This window comes from Paenibacillus silagei (assembly GCF_017874735.1).
Lineage (GTDB): Bacteria > Bacillota > Bacilli > Paenibacillales > Paenibacillaceae > Paenibacillus_AQ > Paenibacillus_AQ silagei.
Window position 1 is genome coordinate 19,704 of record NZ_JAGGLV010000039.1, and the last position, 19,880, is coordinate 39,583.

Consider the following 19,880-nt stretch of genomic DNA (forward strand, 5'->3'; position numbering starts at 1 on the left):
TTAATAGGAACAGCCATAGGATGATTTGTTATACCTAATATAAAACAAAAAACCGCAGCATGATCGCTCAAGCCACGGTTCTTCCGTATACATGAATTATATACCGTCTCGTACAGTTATTGCAAGGCCGAGCCTTCCAGCGGAGTAGCAACCTTGCGTTCTTCCAGGCGGCGCCACAACCGGTACAGCAGCGCCTTAACGGTGCGCAGCCGGATGTTCTCACGGGTGCCCTTCAGATTCAGCTCATATACCTCTGTCTTGCAGCCCCGCTCAGCCAGTCCTACGAACACAAGACCCACCGGCTTGCGCTCGGAATATCCCGGTCCGGCTACACCGGTAACCGATAAGCCGAAGTCCGTGTCACCGATCATACGCACCTGCTCAGCCAGTACCTCCGCAACCTCGCGGCTCACCGCTCCCGGGGCATCCGGACCTTCAAGCATGGCGGAAGGCACATTCAGCAGTTTCTTCTTAATATCATTGGAATAACACACGATCCCTCCGGCAAACATGGAGGCGCTCCCCGGAATATTCGTAATGCTCTCCATCAGCAGACCGCCTGTACAGCTCTCGGCAGCACTCAGAGTGAGTCCCGCATCCGCCATCCAGTCCACAATCAGCTGCTCCAGCGGCACATCGATGTTGGCATACAGATTCTCCGGCAGAATGTCTGCAATCGTCTTCTCCAGAGCATCGAGCTTGACCATAGCTTCCCGCTCGGACGGCGCCTTGGTGGAGATGCGCACGGTCACCTCGCCTTCCTTGGCATACGGGGCAATCGTTGGATCGCTCTGGCTGCGGATCAGCTCAATCAGCTTGTCCTCCAGCAGCGACTCGCCAATCCCGGCGAACTTCAGCATCTTCGAGTAGAGCGGCATTTCACCAGTAAGTGCATGCTGCTGAAGCCATGGCTTGGCCTTATCCGTGAACATCGGCTTCATCTCCCGGGGCGGGCCGGGCAGCACGATATAATATTTGTCTTCTTCTGCAAAAGCAATCCCTACCGCAAGGCCGGTATCATTGGACAGAGGAGTCGTCCCTTCAATGACAAGCGCCTGCTTGCGGTTATTCTCAGTCATTACAATCTTGCGGTCATCGAAGAAGCGCTGCACATGATCCATGGCCAGCTGGTCGATGTGCAGGGTCCGGCCAAGCGCCGCAGCCAGCGCATCCTTGGTCAGATCATCCTCGGTCGGACCAATGCCGCCCGTGAACAATATAACATCCGCCCGGCTCTGAGCAATCCGGATCGCTTCCAGAAGGCGGTTTTTGTTATCTCCCACAACGGTCTGAAAATAAACGTCAATGCCTAATGCAGCCAGCTCGACTGAAAGAAACTGGGCATTGCTGTTCACGATTTGTCCAAGTAAAAGTTCTGTTCCAACGGCAATAATCTCTGCTTTCATAGCTGACGTTCTCCTCCTGATTGTAGGTATCCTGCAAGGTTAAGCCTGTTCCAGCCTCTCAGGCTTTGTTCAAATCCAGCAGATCCTTATTCTTCACGAAATAATCAATGCCAGAGTAAATGGTAATGATGGCTGCCGCCCAGATGGCAATGTCATCCACAGGGATGCTGACGAACTGGAACGGGAAATTGTTAAGCAGCAGCAGGGAAATAGCAACAATCTGAATCACTGTTTTTACCTTTCCCCATTTGCTTGCAGCCACTACCTTCCCTTCCAGCAGTGCCACCTGGCGCAGCCCGGTCACGGCAAACTCGCGGCTGATGATGACAATGGCAATCCAGGAATCGCATCTTCCCAGCTCGACCAGCGAGATCAGCACGGCCGAGACCAGCAGCTTATCCGCAAGCGGATCGAGCAGCTTGCCCAGATTGGTGACCATGTTATATTTTCTGGCTATGTAACCGTCAATTCCATCGGTACTGGCTGCCAGCAGAAAAATAACTGCCGCGACCAAGTGATTAATTGAAAGCTGAAAGGAGCCCCAATGTATCGGTTCCGGATAGAAGCTGAAGTCCACCAGCAGAAAAAACATCATGATTGGGATAAGGCAAATACGTGCTAATGTGATGCGGTTGGGTAAATTCACTGAAGTTTCCTCCCCTAGTCCATACGAATCCGGCATTCCAGCAATTTCTTCAAAACTGCTTAGCTAGTATATTATAGCCATAAATAAGTGTCAAAAAAACATGAAGCACCCCGCAAGTAAGGTGAGTATACACTGCGGGGCACATGATCTTACTTTAAATTGTTAAACTGTAAATCAAGCGGCAAATCAGCCTTGCGTAAAAGCTGGATAATCTGCTGGAGATCGTCGCGGCTTTTGCCGGTCACACGGATCTGATCACCCTGGATCGTGCTCTTAACCTTCAGCTTGGAATCGCGGATCAGAATATTGATCTTCTTCGCATTCTCCTGGTCTATCCCTTGCCGCAGTCCCAGCCGCTGACGCACCGTGCCGAGCGAAGCCGGCTCCACTTTGCCGAAATCCATATTCTTCAGCGTGATTCCCCGCTTCACCATCTTGGTCTGGAGGATATCAATAACTGCATTCAGCTTGTATTCATCCTCTGAGGCGATGACAAGCGCATCCTTCTCCAGCTTCAGGCTGCTCTTGCTGTTCTTGAAATCAAACCGGTTATCAATTTCCTTCTCGGTCTGATGAACCGCATTGGTCAGCTCCTGCATATCCATCTTGGATACGATATCAAATGAACTTTCTGAACTCATGGTTCCACATCCTTTACTTACAATTAGTCTGTTCCTATTATATGAGATAGGGGCTCTTAAGTCTAATACTGGAAAAGAGTGCACCTAAAAACACGCCTCCCGGAACCTGTCCGGGAGACGCTCACCTCTAAATATTATCTGCTGCGTGCAGGAGCCCGGAACATATCCAGAATCCCCAGCAGAACATGTGCCAGTCCAAAGCCCAGAATACCATATCCCCAGGCGCCCGGTGTCAAATAATACCCCAGGAGACTGACAATAATGCCAAGCCCTGTTACAATCCAGCTGACGGTCATGAGAGAATACACCTCACTTTGGCGAGAGAACTGTTAAACACTTCTAGGTTCTCCAATCCGCCAAAGACTATACATCGGATGTATTATTCTCCGGTAGTACTCCCGCCAGCAGCGCCGTCCGTACCGCTGTCCAGTTCAAGCAGCAGACGCGAGGAGGTTTTGCCGTCGGTAATAGCCTGTCCGTTGACCGAAATCGCGGTAGCTGGTGAATATCCCGATTTGATATACATGCCTTCGCTGTCCAGCGTGAAGCTGAGATTATCGCCGGCCTTGGTGTTCCCGAAGCTGAGCTTCTCCCCCTTGGAGTTCTCGCCCTTGTACACTTCAAGCCAGCTGACTCCGGTTGAGGCAATCACGACCTGAACCTGGCTTCCGGCAGGCGCGGAGACCTTATAGATCGTTGTCTTGCCCGATTTACGGTCCTGAGTAACGGTGACAGCACCCGGAGAAGCCGATGGAGACGGCTCTGGAGTTGCAGCAGGCGCAGTGGTTGCCGCGGCTCCTGCATCAGATGTAGCTGCCGCATCCGCTGTCGCTGAAGGCACTGCACCGCCTCCAGCGGCAGTAGGAGAAGGCTTAGCCTTAGCCGGATCTTGCGTCGCGGTAGTCATGCTTGCATTATCCGCTTTCTCCGGCGAATCATTATTCATCGTGGAAGAGGCATATAAGTAGATGACCACCAGAATCAGCACCGGGAAGGTCCACATCAGCAAGGTCGGGAGCCACTTGGCGTTACGCTCCGTTTCAGGCTTGCGGCTGCGCTTCTGGATCACGGTCTCCATGGTAGTATCGACGGGAGCAGCAGGCACATTGCCGTGCTCCTCCATCAGCTCATCCGGGTTAACCCCGACTGCCTCGGCATAGGTTTTGATAAAGGCCCGGACATAAAAGCTGCCCGGAAGCACTTTATAATCCCCTGCTTCGATGGCTTCCAAATATTTTTTGCGGATCTTTGTTACTTCCTGGACATCATCAAGACTCATCCCCTTTTGCAGACGAGCCTCCTTCAAATGCCGGCCCAGTTCCGACATACCATCACCTCCTGAATGTTGTGTGAGCAATGCTCTTAATGAAATATATTAAAGATCTTCACTGTAGCTTGTCGTAAACGACTCGTACAATATCTCTTCGTTCGGTGAATTGCGCAGCTCAATAATAATATCGAAGTCATCGAAGGTGAATTCGGACTCCCGCACAAAAATATCAGGATGCTCAATCACCTTGGTGCTTGCCATACTCATGACATTCTGCAGCAGGTTATAATGCTTCTCGTTCGAGCGGATGGTGCTGACGATCCCGTCAATGATAAATACATTATGCGGATTCATCTCGTCTTCGGCGAGCTGGCTGCGGACGGTCTGGCGCAGCAGCGTAGAGGAGACAAACGTCCAGCGCTTCATCGCACAGACGCTGCCGGCAATAATCGATTCTGTCTTGCCTACCCGCGGCATGCCACGTAGTCCTATAACCTGATTGCCTTCTCTCTTAAACAGCTCGCCCAGGAAATCGACCAGCAGCCCGAGCTCATCGCGGGTAAAGCGGAAGGTCTTGCGGTCATCCGAATCCCGGTCGATATACCGTCCATGCCGGACCGCCAGCCGGTCCACAAGCCGCGGTGTACGGAGTGCCGTAACCGTTATATTATCAACTTTCTTGAGCATTTCGCCCATCAGCATGATCTTCTCATCGTCGCTGGTTTCCAGCAGCATTCCGCGCGTCTTGCCTTCCACGCCGTTAATCGTCAAAATATTGACTTCCAGCATCCCCAGCATGGAAGCAATGTCGCCTAACAGACCGGGTCTGTTCTTATGTATCTTATACTCCATATACCATTGTTTATATTCCACTTGTGCGCACCTCATAGATTCCTTTTCCCTGCATGTTGTTTCAGATACACGGGTCATGTTAATGATATATAAAAAAAAATTGAAAGGCAAGGACACGATTGTAATAATTGCAGAAAAGCTCCCGCAAGGGGAGCTTCTTCCGCGTACCTATGCGTTTTTCTTCGCCAGTTTGACCATGAGTCCGGCAATGGTATGCTTCTCATCATCCGTTCCGACATCCCACAGCTCTTTGATGGCCCGGTTGGAATAGTTGCCCGGATCGACCTTCTTATCGAGGAATTCCCCGATTTCGAACGCCAGCTTGGTGATGGTCTCGTCGCTCATCCCCATTTTTTCAGCCTGAATGACCCGGTCGCCCAAAAAACTTTTCCAGGTATCAAAGTTCTTCACTACGGAATCTGTTGACATCTTAAATCCTCCTCAGGTTTGTAATGATATTGAGATTTAGAAGCAACAGTTATAATATGTCTCAAGCCGGAAGGTCTTATGCTGGAGCATTTCTCCAGAGCAGGCTCATGGTTCCTGGCATTATACCGGTTATTACGTAATCCAGCCGCCGTTCGGACTGATGACCTGACCCGTAATATAACCGGACTCAGGCAGCGCCAGAAAATAAACAAGCGAGGATATATCCTCAGGGGTAGCCAGCCTCCCCGCAGGGATCTCCTCCTCCAGCATTTTCAGTTCATCCGCCTGCAGATTGGACAGCATGGCCGTGTGAACTGCTCCAGGCGCTACAGCGTTCACAGTGACCTTGGAGGGGGCCAGCTCCTTGGCAAGCGCCTTGGTAAAAGCATTCACTCCGCCCTTACTGGCCGAATACGCCACTTCACAGGAGGCACCCGAGATCCCCCACACAGAAGACACATTAATGATCCGGCCGTAACGCTGCGTGACCATATAAGGCATGAAAATCTGGCTGCACATGAAGGTGCCCTTCAGATTCACCGCCATGATATCGTCCCACTCCTCCTCGGTCAGATCGGCTAACATGCCATAATGAGCTTTCCCGGCATTATTGACCAGGATATCCGGCATCATGCCGCTGCTCTCCAGCCTTTCGGCCATGCGTACGAGCTGACTGCGATCTTTCATATCCGCCGCTACGGTCATTACCTTCGCCCCCAGCGCCAGACAGCGCCGGGCCACATCATTTGCCGCTTCATGCGAATTCATATAATGAATCACAATGTTCATTCCCACCGAAGCAAAACGCTCAGCGATCGCGCCGCCGATTCCCCCGCTGCCCCCGGTAATGAGCACTGTCATTTCGCCAATCGGTTTGCTGTCCTCTCCCGGTAACATCATTAAGGACTCACCACCAGCGATACGGCCAGCTGCTCCCAGTTCACATGATCATGGAGCCGGGCATTCACTTCATCCAGAGTGATCGATTCATACAGGGGAAGCACTTCAAACAGATCTCCTCCACGGAACTGGTAACGGGTGAACTCATGGGCAATGCTCTCCGGCGAATTCAGCATCCGCAGGAAGCCGCCGATTTTCTTTTTGCGGGCCCGTTCGAAATCCTTCTCCGCGAAGCCCGTCTCCAGAATGCGTCCAACTTCTGCCTTAATCCGTTCAAGCAGCAGACCCGGATCTTTGGTATCGCCGCCGATCGCCGAGAAGGCATACTCCGCAGAGCTGTTAAATTCATGGCCGAAGCTGTCCGAGATCAATTCCTCGTCATAGAGCTTCTGATACAATGCCGTACTGCTGCCAAACAGCAGGTCCAGCATCAGCTTCGTGGTCAGATCACGGCGCACCGCCGCTTCACCGCTCAGACCATCCACCTTTTCCTTGAAGCCGAACATCATTTTGGGAATGGAGACAGCAAGTCTGCTCTCCACATGCTTCGAGGCTACCTGCTCAGGCTCCTCCGCGAAGATACGCGTAATTTCACCCTGCTTCTCATAGCTCTTGCCTTGCTGATTGCTGCGGATCAGTTCAAATACCTGCTCAGGGTCCACTCCGCCGACAACGAACAGCAGCATATTGCTGGGATGATAGAAGGAGTTGTAGCAGGTGTACAGCGTTTCCTTCGTAATGGTTGCGATGGATTCGATAGTTCCGGCAATATCAATGTGAACCGGGTGAGTAGCATACATGGCTTCAATCAGCCCGAAATAGACGCGCCAGTCAGGATTGTCGGCATACATATTGATTTCCTGCCCAATAATTCCCTTCTCCTTCTCCACGTTCTCATCGGTAAAATAAGGACGCTGCACAAAATCAACCAGCGTGCTGAGATTCTGCTCAATGTTCTCCGTGGCCGAGAAAAGATAGACCGTCTGGTCGAAGCTGGTGAAGGCATTGGCCGATGCGCCATTCGACGCAAAGGTGGCAAAAATGTCGCCTTCCGGCTCCTCAAACATTTTATGCTCCAGGAAGTGGGCAATTCCGTCCGGTACTGTAGTCTCCTCGCTGCCCGCCACCTTGAAGTGATTGTCTACCGAACCGTATTTCGTGGTAAAGGTGGCGTAGGTTTTGAGAAAAGCCGGCTTCGGCAGCACATACACCTGCAGTCCGTTATCCATAACCTCGTGATAAAGTGTTTCTTGAAGCCGTTCGTAATGGAGCTTTTCCATCCCTATTCCTCCTTCCCTGTCAGGAAATAAATCGTATCCAGCTCAAAAGTATCCGCCGCCGCCTTCACTTCAGCCGTCCCCATGCCGTCAACCTGATCCATCAGCTCCTGGGCAGAACGGTCTTTGCCGGATAACTGGCGGTTGAAGTCAAAGGAGATCATCTCAAACGCCGAATCCTGAATCTCGGACAGCAGGTTGCGGATCATCGCCTTCGTCTGGCTAAGCTCCAGGTCAGTGATATTGCCGGCCTTCAGTTCATCGAGCTGCTTGCGGATAATATCAACGGCTTTGCCGTAGTTCTGGGTCTCGATCCCCGATTGAATCGTTCCGATACCCTTATGCCCGTCATAACGGGAGGAGGCGTAATACGCCAGACTCTCCTTCTCACGGACATTGACGAACAGCTTGGAATGCGGGTAACCGCCAAGAATACCGTTGTACATCAGCGCGGAAGCATACCGGTCATCCTTGTAGGTAATCGAAGTCCGCAGCCCCATGTTCAGCTTGCCTTGATTCACATCCAGCTTCTCCTCTACCGTCCGCACTTCCGTAACCGATACCGGAGTGAAGTCCGAGGTGTAGCCTCCGGCTTCGGAGTGATGGGCCCGGCCGAAATGAGCTGTCACCAGCTTCTCGACCTCCTCAGGTGTGGTATCGCCCACAACATACAGATCAAGCGTAGCTCCATTCAGCCAGGAGGTATAGCTCTGGTACAGCGTCTCAGGCGTGATAGCATCCAGATCGGCCCGTTGACCGAGGGGATGAAGACGGTAAGGCTCGTTGCGGCACATTTCCTCAATGCAGCGTTCTGCCGCGTAGCGGATTTTGTCATTCACAATGGATTCCAGCTTCTTGCGGATCGTCTCGCGTTCTGTAGCTACATAAGAAGCCCGGAAGCTTCCATTCTCAAGCAGGGGACGGGTCAATACCTCTCCCAGAAAAGCAAAGGATTCCCCAAGCAGGCTCTCCTTGCTCTGCACAAAGGAATCATTGATCGTATCCATCCGGAACTGGACAATCTGGTAATCCCCGCGTTTGTAAATATCGAAGCCGAAGCCGGCACCGTACAGCTCCTCCAGACGCTCGCGGAATTGGGTAGTCTCCGGATAGGACGCTGTCCCCCGGCGGAGTACAAACGGAACCAGTGCGGTAGAAGTCACTGTACTTTCTTCAAGCGGAACGCCTGCATACAGTGAGATGGCGAATGTCTTGAACGCCTTGGTCGGCAGAACATGTATGCGCATGCCTGCGGCATGGCCATGTTGAAATGCATTATTAGTCAAGTCCAAAACTCCTTTGCAGCGTGGATGGATGCTCTATAACAAGTTTATGAAGTATTATCCATTCTAAACCATTCCAAAGTAAGGAAGCAACCGGAGGACAGCGTACCGGTTGCTCTTACGGAGGGTTGTATACAGACACAGTAAGCTACATGCAGAAAATATGCTGGCCGATCGTCTTCACCTGCGGACGGGACCAAATCCACTTGGAAGTCGCCGTCTTGGGATTGAAGTAATAGATACAGCCGCCCGACGGGTCCCAGCCGCTCAGTGCCTGCTGCACTGCCTTGCGTGCCTGTTCATTAGGCTCCAGATAGATCTGTCCGTCAGCTACGGCGGTGAAGGCTCCCGGCTGGAAAATGACGCCCGAAGGCGTGTTCGGGAAGCTTGGGGATTTTACACGGTTGAGAATGACTGCGGCTACAGCCACCTGTCCTTCAAAAGGTTCGCCGCGTGACTCGCCGTAAACCGCGTTAGCCATGATCTTCAGGTCGTTTTCGGACAAGCCCATGGTATTGCCGGAGGACAGTTCAGCCGTATTGGTTTTGGCTGCAGCTGCGCCGGAGGGCGCTTTCTTCTGGGCGGTAGACGTCTCGGGCGCTGTCGGCTTCCAGGCTGTAGTCGCATTGTATAGCTTAAGCTTCGTCTTGGCCCCGACTACCCCGTCGGATTTCAGGCCGAATTTCCACTGAAACCAGGTGACAGCATTTTTGGTTTTGGTACCGAACTGGCTGTCAATCTTCCCGTTAAAATAACCAAGGTACTTCAATCTTCCCTGCAGCTCATAGACATCCTGCCCGGAAGAGCCTACCTTAAGCGGAGTTGTGCCGAACACGGGCATGGCTTCCTCCCCTTCATCAGGGCTATCTGCGGCAATCTGTTCTGCTGCATATGGCTTGGCATAGATCAAATCATGATCTTTGAAGACTGCACCGGCAAACGGTGCAGCTGCAAGGGCAAGGGTAACGGCGGCAATGATCCACTGCTTATGTTTTGTCATGGGATTCGCTCTACCTTTCTCTTGGAAGTTCTGCATGAATGGCTAAAGTTATTATGACGACTGGCAGGACTTCCTATGCATGACCGCAAATCAAGGAACCGTAAATCCATTGCAAATGAGAACGATTATCAACTATACTTGGGTTATGAAACAACAGGAGTTGAGAAGAAACATGGATTTTAAGGACCATATTGTACTGTGGAACCATGCTGCTGTAGAAGTTATCGATATCCGCAAGGCCTCATTCATTTCTGGACAACCTCCGCTGAAGTATCGCCTTCCGGCTAGTACATACCTGTATATCGTTCGCGGCAGCGCAAGTCTGCTTATAGATGACAGCCGATATGAAATCAGCGGCGCAACTGTCTTTCACGGGGGCAAAGGCACTACGATTAAATTGCTGAAAACACATGAAATTCTGGATTATTACCTTATTATGTACCGTTCAACGTTAACCCTGCCTGCGCGCCGCAATCTTACAGTGCTTTTGGAGCGCAGCAAGCCTTTTACCGCTTCATACCATTGCACTCCGGCCCATCCCCTGCCGCTGTATGAGATTCTAGACCAGATGTATGGGGAGTGGCAGACAGGCCGCGACCTTGAGCATCTGCATGTCAAAGCCCTGTTCTATCAGTGGGTCCATGAGCTGCTTCATCAGATGCAGGGGCAGGAGCTGCACCCGCTTAGAGCAGATGTGCTCGACCAGGCTGTACGCTATATGCATGATTCTTACAGCAGGCCGTTCACCCTGGATACACTAGCCGACACTTTGGGCACCAGCCCGAGGACATTATCGAGGTTATTCCGCATGCGGCTTCAGAGCAGCCCCGCCCAATATCTGGTTCAGATTCGCATGGACAAGGCACGTGAGCTATTGCTGGGCACAGAAGCCACACTGCATGATATTGCAGCTGCTGTGGGCTATCCGGATGCGTATTCTTTTGGGAAAATGTTCAAAAAGCACTTCGGAAACTCACCAGTAAGGTACAAAAATTCTGTGCAGGCCGCTTCCCCGTGGCGGGATATGATATCTGCGCTGTCTGCAAATGACATTGCCCGTGAAGGCACTCTCGGATATATTGATGATGATAATCATTATCAATATGATCTAAAAGGAGCGTCATCCATGTTCAGAACGTCTAAGCCATCCCTAATGTTAACCTTGTTGTTATGCTTCACCATAGTGTTAAGTGCCTGTTCCTCAGGAAATGCCACTACAACGACGGCGGGCAACGGCAGCAATACGCCAACCTCTTCGCCTGCTGCGACGGCATCCTCTACAACGTCCCCTGACAACACTGCAGCCGAGGCACAGATCCGGACAATCTCTACAATAAAAGGGGATATCGAGGTGCCTGCCAATCCTCAGCGTGTCGTTGTGTTGTACTTGCTGGGCGATGTTCTGGCGCTGGGCATTAAGCCCGTAGGTGTCTCTAGTGTAAATGAAGGTGCTGCCTTCGAGAACGAATTGAAAGATGTACAGAAGTTGGGAAGTTGGTTCGAGGCCAGCCCGGAAGCTGTCTTATCGCTTGATCCCGATCTGATTATCGTTCCTTCCGAGGAAACCTACAATGCATTGCATGATATCGCACCCACCGTATTGGTGCCTTATGAGAAAATGACAACCGCTGAGCGGGTCAGCTTTATTGGACACACTCTTAATAAGGAAGATCAGGCCACCAGCCTATTAAATGATTTCAATGCCAAAGTGGAGGACAGTAAGCTGAAGCTGAAGGAAGCGGGAATTCTAGATTCGACCATCTCCATCATGGAAGGCGGCGGAGAGCGCAGTATGTTAGTGATTATGAGCAAACAATACGGCCGGGGTTCGCAGGTCTTATATGAATATCTTGGCATGAAGGCACCGGAGAAGATTCAGCAAAAAATAGATAGCAAGACCGATGTCGGCGGGGAGTCTGTATCCTTTGAAGTCATTACCGATTACAGCGGAGATTATATCTTCCGTTCCTCTTATGACGGAATGACTGACCTGACGGGAGACCCGATCTGGAACAGTATTCCGGCAGTCAAGGAAGGCCGGTTAATGAATATCGACTTCGGATTATCGTATTACAATGATATCTACTCCCTAAATGCGCAGCTTGATTACATGGTTGATGCTCTGCTTGCAGCTCCCCGGGTAAAGTAATAGCAGTTCAACCATTGGTTGCATAACTTATTTTAGCAAAAAAAAAGATGGCCCAAATATTGGGTCATCTCTTTGCCTATGAACTAAGTCTACCATGCTGATACTGCTCCAGCGACATCAGCACCTCACGGGGCTTGCTGCCCTCGTAAGGGCCGATAACGCCTCTGGCCTCCATCGAGTCGATCAAGCGTGCGGCACGGGTGTAACCGACGCGCATACGCCGCTGAAGCAGCGATACAGAGGCCTGCTTGGCTTCCAGGACAATCTGGACGGCCTGTTCATACAATTCGTCCTGCGGCTCCTGATCCTCGCTCATGGTGTCGTCCACCTCAGGCACAAGCGACTCATCGTAATTCGCTTCCCCTTGGCTGCTGACATACTGCACAATCGTCTCTACTTCCTGATCGCTCATGAAAGCGCCCTGGACACGAATCGGCTTGGAAGCCCCCATCGGCAGGAACAGCATATCGCCGCGTCCGAGCAGCTTCTCGGCACCCGGCATATCCAGAATGGTCCGGGAATCCACATTCGAAGAGACGCCGAAGGCGATCCGCGAAGGAATATTCGCCTTGATCAGGCCGGTGATCACGTCAACCGAAGGACGCTGTGTGGCGATAATCAGATGAATTCCCGCCGCCCGCGCCATCTGGGCCAGCCGGCAGATCGCATCCTCTACATCATTGGCCGCAACCATCATCAGATCCGCAAGCTCGTCCACGATGACAACGATATAGGGCAGCACCGCTGCCGGATTATCCTTCATCAGGTTGTTGTAGCCTTCCATATTACGTGTGCCGGATTTGGAGAACAGCTCATACCGCTTCTCCATCTCCACCACAATCTTCTTCAAGGCCAGACTGGCACGCTTGGGGTCTGTCACTACCGGAGCCAGCAAATGCGGAATGCCGTTATATACATTCAGCTCGACCATCTTAGGGTCAACCATAAGGAATTTCACTTCATTCGGCTTAGCCTTATATAGAATGCTGGTAATAATACCATTGATGCAGACCGATTTACCGGAGCCGGTTGCTCCTGCTACCAGCAGATGGGGCATCTTGGCGAGATTGCCGATAATCGTCTGGCCGGAGATATCCCGCCCGAAGGCAATGGACAGCCGTGAATCCGCCTCCTGGAAAATCTGCGTCTCCATCACTTCACGCATGGTGACGACCGAGACCTCCGAATTCGGCACTTCGATACCGATGGCTGATTTGCCGGGAATCGGCGCTTCCATACGGATATCCTTGGCTGCCAGTGCCAGCGCAATATCATCGGTAAGATTGACAATCCGGCTGACCTTCACGCCGATATCCGGCTGAATCTCATACCGGGTCACGGCCGGTCCGCGGACCACCTCCAGCACCTTCGCCCGTACACCGAAGCTCTCCAGTGTGGCCTCCAGCTTGCGTGCCGTCTGCATATAATCATTCTGATCGCCCGCCTTCGCCCCGTTACTCGGCTTAGCCAGCAAACGGAAGGACGGCAGCTTGTACGGCTTGGGCGGAGGTGGAGGCGGTATAATCGGAGCCGCTTCGCCCTCCTCTGCCGTTCCCGGCAGCCCGTCCAGCTCTACAGGCAGTATACCCTCCCCGGATTCCCCTGACGGAACAGAATCTGCTCCCGCTCTCGTAAGCTCAGCAGCACCTGTTCCGGTTACAGCACCACCACGTGCCGCTGGTGAGAATTCGCTCCATTCCTCCCGGTCCTCGGCATTCAGCCCTTCCGAGCGGATATGCTCGAAGAAGTCCCGGATGATCGGCGTTACAGGCTCAAGCTCCTCATCCGGGAAGTCCTCCTCGCCATACTCCTCCAGAGGAACACCTCCCGCTGCTGTCATTCCGGAGATAACCGGACCACCCCGCGGATCAGTAATGATAATATCCGGCAGTTCTTCCTCCAGATCATCCATGACTTCCGGCTGGCTCTGGCGGGCAGACCCGCTGAACCATCCGGTAATTCTGCCCAGCAGCTTCGACTGTCCGCGTCTTGGCAGCTGCTGACCCGATCCGTCATCATCTTCAAAGTAATCGTCATCATCCGCAGGTTCCGGCGTTGTAACTCTGCTGGCTCTAGCCGGTCTGCTGTTGACCACTGGAACGGCAGCCGGGCGGTTCGCCGCCCGGAGCTTAATTCCTTCAATCAGCTTAATGGCCCTCACCCGGAGCAATGTGAACAGCTCGACATAGGACAGATTGGTAATCAGCATGAAGCTGATGGCCAGCAATACAATCATCAGCAGCTTAGCACCCAGATTGCCGAACAGCCACAGGAGCGCAGCGTATTCAAGCGCACCGATGTACCCCCCGCTGATGTCCTTGCCCAACATGTACACGCTGCTGTCGCCGGCGCCCGGTGAGAGGGCGCCGGATAGATCATTATGTATTTGAGACAGTACATTGCCCGGATGCAGCATCCCAAGCGGGCCCAGCTTCTGCTGCATCGCCGATATGGTACTCATCAGGCACATGGACAACAGCAAGAGCAGGCCGCCGGTATAGCGGCTGTTCCAGGTGGACGGCCATTTCCTGTGAATCATTACCATCAGACCATAAAAGGTTCCCGCCAGCGGCAGCACAAAATAGAATCTGCCGAGCAAATAACCTGCCATGCTTGAGAGCGAGCGGCCGACAGCCGCTTCCCCCGACAAAGCAATGACGGAAATCGTAATCAGCAGAATTCCGTAGATTTCATATTTTAAAACACTGCCCAGCAGCGCTTTCTTCTTCTTTCTTCTCCGTTTAGCCACGCCAGCCACCCCCGAGTCAACATTATACCATATAATGGCGTGGCGTACCTATGTTCTCTTTTGTCAGAATATGCATCTTTAGGGGTGTTGTTCGTACTTAGCGGTCCAGCTGAACGATTGCACCCGGGGAGAAGGCCGCATCCAGATATTTATCCAGCGGACACTGCAGCAGCCGGACCACCTTCGCCTGACCTCCATCCAGCAGCTCTACCTGCATCAGCATGCCCTGAATAGTCATCTCCTGTACGGGAGAGGCATAACTCAGTGCCCCCTCGAATACCTGCTCCATCGGCAGAATGGTATAAAAGGTCATTGGGGCAGCCCTCCTTGCGGAAGTGTCTCATTTGTCAGAGTGGGGGCAGCAGCAATCATCCGGTTCAAATGGGCGAGTGCGGCACCTATCCCGCCCACTTCATCCATCAGACCATACCTGACGGCATCCTGCCCGCCCACTGCGGTACCGATGTCGCGGTTCAGCTCTCCGGTCTTGAACATCAGATCCTTGAACTGCACTTCCGTGATGCGGGAATGAGAGGTCACGAATTTCACCATCCGCTCCTGCATACGCTCCATGTACTCGAAGGTCTGCGGCACGCCGATCACCAGACCGTTCATCCGGATCGGATGGATCGTCATGGTGGCACTTTCAGCAATAATGGAATACGTGGAGGATACCGCTATAGGTACACCGATGCTGTGACCGCCGCCGATGACAACTGTTACCGTAGGTTTCGACAAGGAAGCGATCATCTCGGCAATGGCCAGTCCAGCCTCTACGTCCCCGCCGACCGTATTGAGAATGATCAGCAGCCCTTTAATGGTCTTACTCTGTTCAGCTGCGACGAGCTGGGGAATGATATGCTCGTATTTCGTGGTCTTGTTATGCGGCGGCAAGACGAAATGACCTTCAATCTGTCCTATAATCGTCATGCAAAAAATATCCGGCTCCCCTGTGGGAACCGCCGTCTGCCCCAGCTCCTTCAGCACCCCCACAGGTCCCGGCATTCCTGGAGGAACCGGCTCATTTACTGCTGGTTTAATCTCCCCTGGCAGGATCTCTTCGTTACGCCCTCCGCCCGCCTTGCTTGCTTCTGTGATTTCCATCGTACACAGCGCTCCCCTTCTGCCTGCAACACCCGTCCGTGTGCTTCAGGATTCTGATTTCTATTAGTATGACATTCCGGGGGACTCCCTTATGCACTATATAAATTGCACTTGTATTTTTCTGCTGCTAATTCAAGAGGGCAGCCCTCTCTTTAAAGGGCCGCCCTCTGTATTTCATATTTAGTATTTGTCCACCACCGCACCCAGCACCGCTCCGCGCACGTATGTCTGGTCCTTGAGGCTCTTTAACCCGTCCGCCGTGCCGGTTACAACCACACCCAGTATGCGAAGATCACCAGCCTCCGGCGCAGCCTTGTCTTTTTTCAAATAATTGAAGATGCGCTGATACTCACTGTGATACTTGCCCTTCTTGTCCACACCGGTCTGTACTGCGCCGATGAAATCCTCGGGCTTCGCCTGTTCCCGGTCCGGCCAGACCCCGAACCCGTAGACTCCGTAATTTGCACTCATCGGGGTCGGATAGTTCATTTTAGCGGGATCATTCCCATTTGGATACGGCTTGAAGTTGAACCCCTCGCGGTCATCGTACGTATCGACCCAGTACCAGACCTGTTTTATGCCTGTAGGCAGCAGGCTCTTCGCCTCTTCAAATGAATAGTCCTTATCAAAGGATAAAGCCAGCTCCACCCGCTTGTCTCCGTTCATCTTGTAAAGTTCGGGGAGATCATTGATAATTTTTCCGTTGTAATCGACTTCCGGGATATAGAAGGCCATTTCTCTTTGTCCATTGTCGGAATTGTAATACCGGTAATACTCGTACCCCTCCTGCTTCATACGCGGATCTTCTACACTCAGGTTTGACACGCCGCCGTACGCACCCGTTGTGAAAGGGAACCACCAGGGATTGTAATTGAGCCATCTGGTTTTCCAGGGGATAGGTACGTCATCGACAATCTTGTAGGTATTCATTTCCAGGACGCCTGACAAAAAGCCGCGATTGTCCTTGTAGCCTGAATTGAATTCATTAGGGCTGCTGATCCTCATATACTGCTGCTCACTGTAAAGGGCATTGGAGGACAGACGGTCTACCAGCTGTGCTGCGCCATAAAATACGGCAATCAGCATAAGCCCACTAACCGCGAGTGAAATGAGAATACTGCGAATAAGGCTCTTCCGTTTGGTTTTTTTCAGGGTGGTCATAATATTCTGGTCTTCTGCTTCTTCCCATGGGGCAGTCATTCGCCCTCACCTCCATATAATTGTTGAAATTGCTGCCGCGCCCGGTAGAGCGTAGCCTTCACTGTTCCTTCGGAAATGCCGAGCAGGGCGGAGATTTCCTTATAGGACAGCTCCATTTCATATTTCAGCAAAATCAGCTGCCTGTTGGCTGGAATCATACCGGCCAGCACCTCTTCAATCTTCTCCTTGCGCTCCCGGCGCAGCAGCACCGCTTCCGGGAGCTCATGCTCAGGCGCAGGATGAACCTCCACTTCCTCGCCGTATTGAAACTTCTTCTTCCTGCGGCACAGGTCAAAATACCGGTTGATCGCAACCTTATACAACCAGGCGCTGAATTTGCGCTCATCGATCGCTTCCAGATACAACAGCGCCTTGTACACAGTGTCCTGCACAATATCCTCTGCATCTGAGGCCCCGGCGCCGAGGCGGATCAAGTAGCGGCGGATCTCCGCCAGTTTGGGTTGGAGCACCTTCTCCAAGTCTCTTGGCTCCATGCTGCACCTCCTTGCCTGTATAACGGTCAGGTTGCCCAAATGTTGTTTTGTGCAGTGAAAAAAACATAAAAAAGCCCCCTTCCCCAGGAAACCGTCCAATATTTCCGGGAAAAGAGGCTATTGCCAAAGCTATATTGTTAAGAAATGCTTCTCTTATACTTCCATAATAATCGGCAGGATCATCGGTCTGCGGCGTGTCTGCTCATAGAGGAAACGGCCGAGGGAGTCTTTGACACTGGTCTTCAGGGAAGCCCATTCATTGACCTTCTCACTCATCAGACGCTGCAGCGTACCCGCAACAATCCGGTTTGCTTCATCCAGGAGACCTTCCGATTCCCGTACATATACGAATCCGCGTGAGATGATGTCAGGACCGGAGACAATCGCTCCGTTCTGCTTGCTGAGGGTAACCACAACCACCAGAATACCATCCTGCGACAACAGCTTACGGTCACGCAATACAATGTTACCCACATCGCCGACACCCAGCCCGTCGATCAGTACGTTACCGGCAGTTACCTTACCCGCTCTGCGTGCAGCTCCACCGGAGATCTCAATCACTTCACCCAGCTCGGTGATGAAGATATTGCTTGGCTCTACGCCAACAGACTCCGCCAGAAGTGCATGCTTGCGCTGCATCCGGTATTCACCGTGGATCGGCATAAAGTATTTCGGCTTCATCAGGTTGAGCATCAGCTTCAGCTCTTCCTGGCTGCCGTGACCGGATACGTGAACGCCGGAGTTGGAGCCGCTGTAGATAACATTGGCACCCAGACGGAACAATTCATCAATGGTACGGCCTACATATTTCTCATTACCCGGTACAGGTGTAGCCGCAATAATAACGGTGTCGCCCGGCATAATGTCTACCTTGCGGTGGCTGGAACGCGCCATGCGTGTCAGCGCCGACATTGGCTCGCCTTGGCTGCCTGTGCACAGTACTACCACACGGTTGCCTGCCATTCTGTTCATCTCTTCAGGCTCAATGAGCATGCCGTCAGGGATATGCAGATAGCCAAGCTCGGAAGCAATGGATACTACGTTAACCATGCTTCGTCCAATAACGGTAATCTTACGTCCTGTTGCTTCAGAAGCGTTCACTACCTGCTGAATACGATGCACGTTGGAAGCGAAGGTTGCTACTACCACACGTTGTTCAGCTTTGCGGAAAATATCTTCCAGCACGATGCCGACATTCTTCTCCGAAGGCGTGAAGCCCGGCTTCTCGGCATTGGTGCTGTCAGACAGCAGGGCCAGAACGCCCTTCGATCCGATTTCAGCCATGCGGTGCAGATTGGCAAATTGACCGTTGACTGGCGTGTGGTCGAATTTGAAGTCACCAGTATGGACAACGTTGCCCTCAGGTGTCTCAATGCATACCCCGACAGAATCCGGAATACTGTGATTCGTTCTGAAGAAGGTTACCTTAAGCGATGTGCCCAGTTCAACCTCGGAATCCTCGTTAATCAGAATCCGCTTAGTTTCACCCAGCAGGTTCGCTTCCTTGAGCTTGTTCTCCACAAGACCCAGGGTAAGTCTTGTTCCGTATACCGGAACATTCAGGTTCTTAAGCACATAAGACAAGCCGCCAATGTGATCCTCATGGCCGTGCGTAAGAACAATCCCTCTTACCTTATCACGGTTCTCGGTGAGGTAGGAGATATCCGGTATTACGATATCAATACCCAGCATATCTTCTTCAGGGAATTTCAGACCGGCGTCTACGACTACAATGTCGTTGCCATACTGAACTACGTACATGTTCTTACCAATTTCACCGACTCCGCCAAGTGCGAATATCGTCAGTTTGTCGTTGTTGTTATTGTTTTTTTTGGACAAATGAATCTAACCCTCCTATGATGTTGGACGTCATACTTTTTATTTGTTAACAATGAGCTTCAATATTTCAGCGGCGCTGTAATATACATCAAATTGCTGTTAACTCCTTATTTCGACAAGGAATTCCCGGTAAGTCTGTATACTTGCACAGGTCTAAACTCCCGAATCCGGGCAGTAATATCCTCTTGAAGCGGGCAAATGCCCTCAAAATTCCACCACCGCGCCCCTCGCGCGTAAATCCGGCATATTTAGCACAGACTTATTCAAGGACCTATCCTGTCTTACAATGCAAAAAATCCGCATTGCCGGAAGATTACCGCATATTCAATTAACCGCACCAAGTCACTTAAGTTCATTATACATGATTTTTTTGGCAAAAGACAAGTCACCCTGTACCTGGTCCTATTCTTTCCTTAACAAACAGCCAATATTTAAGGAAAAGACAAGCAAAAAACGCTGCAATGCCTGACTTTTTTAACATAGAGTTAATCCTGGAGAAATAATTACCATATGCGATTTGCGGCAGCCAGAAGTCCGTAACGTAAAAAAGGGGCTGTCCCAAAAGTAGATACTCTACTGGTGAGGAAAAATCCCATGCCTTCTTAAAAGATGAATTTGTAAGAAAGGGAGCGATTCTCCGT

Annotated in this window: 19 protein-coding genes; 1 reads left to right on the forward strand and 18 read right to left on the reverse strand. The window is 51.8% G+C overall.

The features are described from left to right. Positions 1-116: 116 nt before the first annotated feature. The 11 genes from J2Z70_RS31795 to sleB all read right to left on the reverse strand — a co-directional run bounded on the left by J2Z70_RS31795 (position 117) and on the right by sleB (position 9,704). A complete protein-coding gene (locus J2Z70_RS31795) occupies positions 117-1,406 on the reverse strand; it encodes a competence/damage-inducible protein A (protein ID WP_209879589.1) in 1,290 nt (429 codons plus the stop codon). Positions 1,407-1,464: 58 nt separating this feature from the next. Further along, positions 1,465-2,052 carry a CDP-diacylglycerol--glycerol-3-phosphate 3-phosphatidyltransferase gene (pgsA, locus tag J2Z70_RS31800; protein ID WP_036724758.1) on the reverse strand — a complete coding sequence of 196 codons (588 nt, stop codon included), beginning with the start codon at positions 2,050-2,052 and terminating at the stop codon, positions 1,465-1,467. A gap of 149 nt (positions 2,053-2,201) precedes the next feature. After that, positions 2,202-2,693, reverse strand: a complete 492-nt coding sequence (locus J2Z70_RS31805) for a YajQ family cyclic di-GMP-binding protein (protein ID WP_036724757.1) — start codon at positions 2,691-2,693, stop codon at positions 2,202-2,204. Between the two features lie 134 nt (positions 2,694-2,827). Then, a complete protein-coding gene (locus J2Z70_RS31810) occupies positions 2,828-2,989 on the reverse strand; it encodes a hypothetical protein (protein ID WP_179090467.1) in 162 nt (53 codons plus the stop codon). Positions 2,990-3,072: 83 nt separating this feature from the next. Further along, positions 3,073-4,020: a RodZ domain-containing protein gene (locus J2Z70_RS31815; protein WP_209879592.1), complete on the reverse strand. Its 948-nt coding sequence runs from the start codon at positions 4,018-4,020 to the stop codon at positions 3,073-3,075. 48 nt (positions 4,021-4,068) lie between these two features. Then, positions 4,069-4,836: a DUF3388 domain-containing protein gene (locus tag J2Z70_RS31820; RefSeq protein WP_081751117.1), complete on the reverse strand. Its 768-nt coding sequence runs from the start codon at positions 4,834-4,836 to the stop codon at positions 4,069-4,071. A 147-nt stretch (positions 4,837-4,983) separates the two neighbouring features. Next, positions 4,984-5,244: a DUF3243 domain-containing protein gene (locus J2Z70_RS31825; protein ID WP_036692667.1), complete on the reverse strand. Its 261-nt coding sequence runs from the start codon at positions 5,242-5,244 to the stop codon at positions 4,984-4,986. 132 nt (positions 5,245-5,376) lie between these two features. Continuing rightward, entirely contained in the window at positions 5,377-6,144 is a 768-nt protein-coding gene (gene ymfI, locus J2Z70_RS31830) for an elongation factor P 5-aminopentanone reductase (RefSeq protein ID WP_036724753.1), read from the reverse strand. Continuing rightward, positions 6,144-7,424 carry an EF-P 5-aminopentanol modification-associated protein YfmH gene (gene yfmH, locus J2Z70_RS31835; RefSeq protein ID WP_209879594.1) on the reverse strand — a complete coding sequence of 427 codons (1,281 nt, stop codon included), beginning with the start codon at positions 7,422-7,424 and terminating at the stop codon, positions 6,144-6,146. Before yfmH ends, ymfI begins: the two co-directional genes overlap by 1 nt. A 2-nt stretch (positions 7,425-7,426) precedes the next feature. Beyond that, positions 7,427-8,707: an EF-P 5-aminopentanol modification-associated protein YfmF gene (yfmF, locus tag J2Z70_RS31840; RefSeq protein WP_425355139.1), complete on the reverse strand. Its 1,281-nt coding sequence runs from the start codon at positions 8,705-8,707 to the stop codon at positions 7,427-7,429. Positions 8,708-8,852: 145 nt separating this feature from the next. After that, the gene (sleB, locus tag J2Z70_RS31845; RefSeq protein WP_076078799.1) at positions 8,853-9,704 is read right to left on the reverse strand and encodes a spore cortex-lytic enzyme; all 852 of its coding nucleotides are present in this window, start codon (positions 9,702-9,704) and stop codon (positions 8,853-8,855) included. 172 nt (positions 9,705-9,876) lie between these two features. Between sleB and J2Z70_RS31850 the strand changes: the two genes are divergently transcribed. Continuing rightward, a complete protein-coding gene (locus J2Z70_RS31850; protein WP_209879597.1) occupies positions 9,877-11,853 on the forward strand; it encodes an AraC family transcriptional regulator in 1,977 nt (658 codons plus the stop codon). Between the two features lie 76 nt (positions 11,854-11,929). Here the strand turns inward: J2Z70_RS31850 and J2Z70_RS31855 are convergent, their stop codons facing one another. From J2Z70_RS31855 to J2Z70_RS31885, 7 genes are all read right to left on the reverse strand, one after another. After that, a complete protein-coding gene (locus J2Z70_RS31855; protein WP_209879600.1) occupies positions 11,930-14,602 on the reverse strand; it encodes an FtsK/SpoIIIE family DNA translocase in 2,673 nt (890 codons plus the stop codon). A 97-nt stretch (positions 14,603-14,699) separates the two neighbouring features. Then, positions 14,700-14,915 (reverse strand): YlzJ-like family protein, encoded by a 216-nt coding sequence (locus J2Z70_RS31860; RefSeq protein ID WP_036724745.1) that lies wholly within the window; start codon positions 14,913-14,915, stop codon positions 14,700-14,702. Then, the gene (locus tag J2Z70_RS31865; protein WP_036724744.1) at positions 14,912-15,706 is read right to left on the reverse strand and encodes a ClpP family protease; all 795 of its coding nucleotides are present in this window, start codon (positions 15,704-15,706) and stop codon (positions 14,912-14,914) included. Before J2Z70_RS31865 ends, J2Z70_RS31860 begins: the two co-directional genes overlap by 4 nt. A gap of 180 nt (positions 15,707-15,886) precedes the next feature. After that, positions 15,887-16,906, reverse strand: a complete 1,020-nt coding sequence (locus J2Z70_RS31870) for an anti sigma factor C-terminal domain-containing protein (protein WP_209879603.1) — start codon at positions 16,904-16,906, stop codon at positions 15,887-15,889. Next, positions 16,903-17,400 carry an RNA polymerase sigma factor gene (locus J2Z70_RS31875; RefSeq protein WP_209879606.1) on the reverse strand — a complete coding sequence of 166 codons (498 nt, stop codon included), beginning with the start codon at positions 17,398-17,400 and terminating at the stop codon, positions 16,903-16,905. The genes J2Z70_RS31870 and J2Z70_RS31875 overlap by 4 nt, the downstream gene beginning before the upstream one ends. Before the next feature lie 153 nt (positions 17,401-17,553). Continuing rightward, positions 17,554-19,239 (reverse strand): ribonuclease J, encoded by a 1,686-nt coding sequence (locus J2Z70_RS31880; protein WP_036724742.1) that lies wholly within the window; start codon positions 19,237-19,239, stop codon positions 17,554-17,556. 385 nt (positions 19,240-19,624) lie between these two features. After that, positions 19,625-19,880, reverse strand: a 256-nt coding sequence (locus J2Z70_RS31885; protein WP_209879610.1) for a hypothetical protein, incomplete at its 5' end; no start/stop codon positions are given.

Excerpts from the sequence above, each read along its gene's own strand:
- J2Z70_RS31860 (WP_036724745.1), bottom strand. The coding sequence starts at position 14,915 with ATGACCTTTTATACCATTCTGCCGATGGAGCAGGTATTCGAGGGGGCA.
- J2Z70_RS31805 (WP_036724757.1), bottom strand. The coding sequence starts at position 2,693 with ATGAGTTCAGAAAGTTCATTTGATATCGTATCCAAGATGGATATGCAG.
- sleB (WP_076078799.1), bottom strand. The coding sequence starts at position 9,704 with ATGACAAAACATAAGCAGTGGATCATTGCCGCCGTTACCCTTGCCCTT.
- J2Z70_RS31865 (WP_036724744.1), bottom strand. The coding sequence starts at position 15,706 with ATGGAAATCACAGAAGCAAGCAAGGCGGGCGGAGGGCGTAACGAAGAG.
- ymfI (WP_036724753.1), bottom strand. The coding sequence starts at position 6,144 with ATGATGTTACCGGGAGAGGACAGCAAACCGATTGGCGAAATGACAGTG.
- J2Z70_RS31875 (WP_209879606.1), bottom strand. The coding sequence starts at position 17,400 with ATGGAGCCAAGAGACTTGGAGAAGGTGCTCCAACCCAAACTGGCGGAG.
- J2Z70_RS31815 (WP_209879592.1), bottom strand. The coding sequence starts at position 4,020 with ATGTCGGAACTGGGCCGGCATTTGAAGGAGGCTCGTCTGCAAAAGGGG.
- J2Z70_RS31825 (WP_036692667.1), bottom strand. The coding sequence starts at position 5,244 with ATGTCAACAGATTCCGTAGTGAAGAACTTTGATACCTGGAAAAGTTTT.
- yfmH (WP_209879594.1), bottom strand. The coding sequence starts at position 7,424 with ATGGAAAAGCTCCATTACGAACGGCTTCAAGAAACACTTTATCACGAG.
- J2Z70_RS31870 (WP_209879603.1), bottom strand. The coding sequence starts at position 16,906 with ATGACTGCCCCATGGGAAGAAGCAGAAGACCAGAATATTATGACCACC.
- J2Z70_RS31795 (WP_209879589.1), bottom strand. The coding sequence starts at position 1,406 with ATGAAAGCAGAGATTATTGCCGTTGGAACAGAACTTTTACTTGGACAA.
- J2Z70_RS31810 (WP_179090467.1), bottom strand. The coding sequence starts at position 2,989 with ATGACCGTCAGCTGGATTGTAACAGGGCTTGGCATTATTGTCAGTCTC.
- J2Z70_RS31850 (WP_209879597.1), top strand. The coding sequence starts at position 9,877 with ATGGATTTTAAGGACCATATTGTACTGTGGAACCATGCTGCTGTAGAA.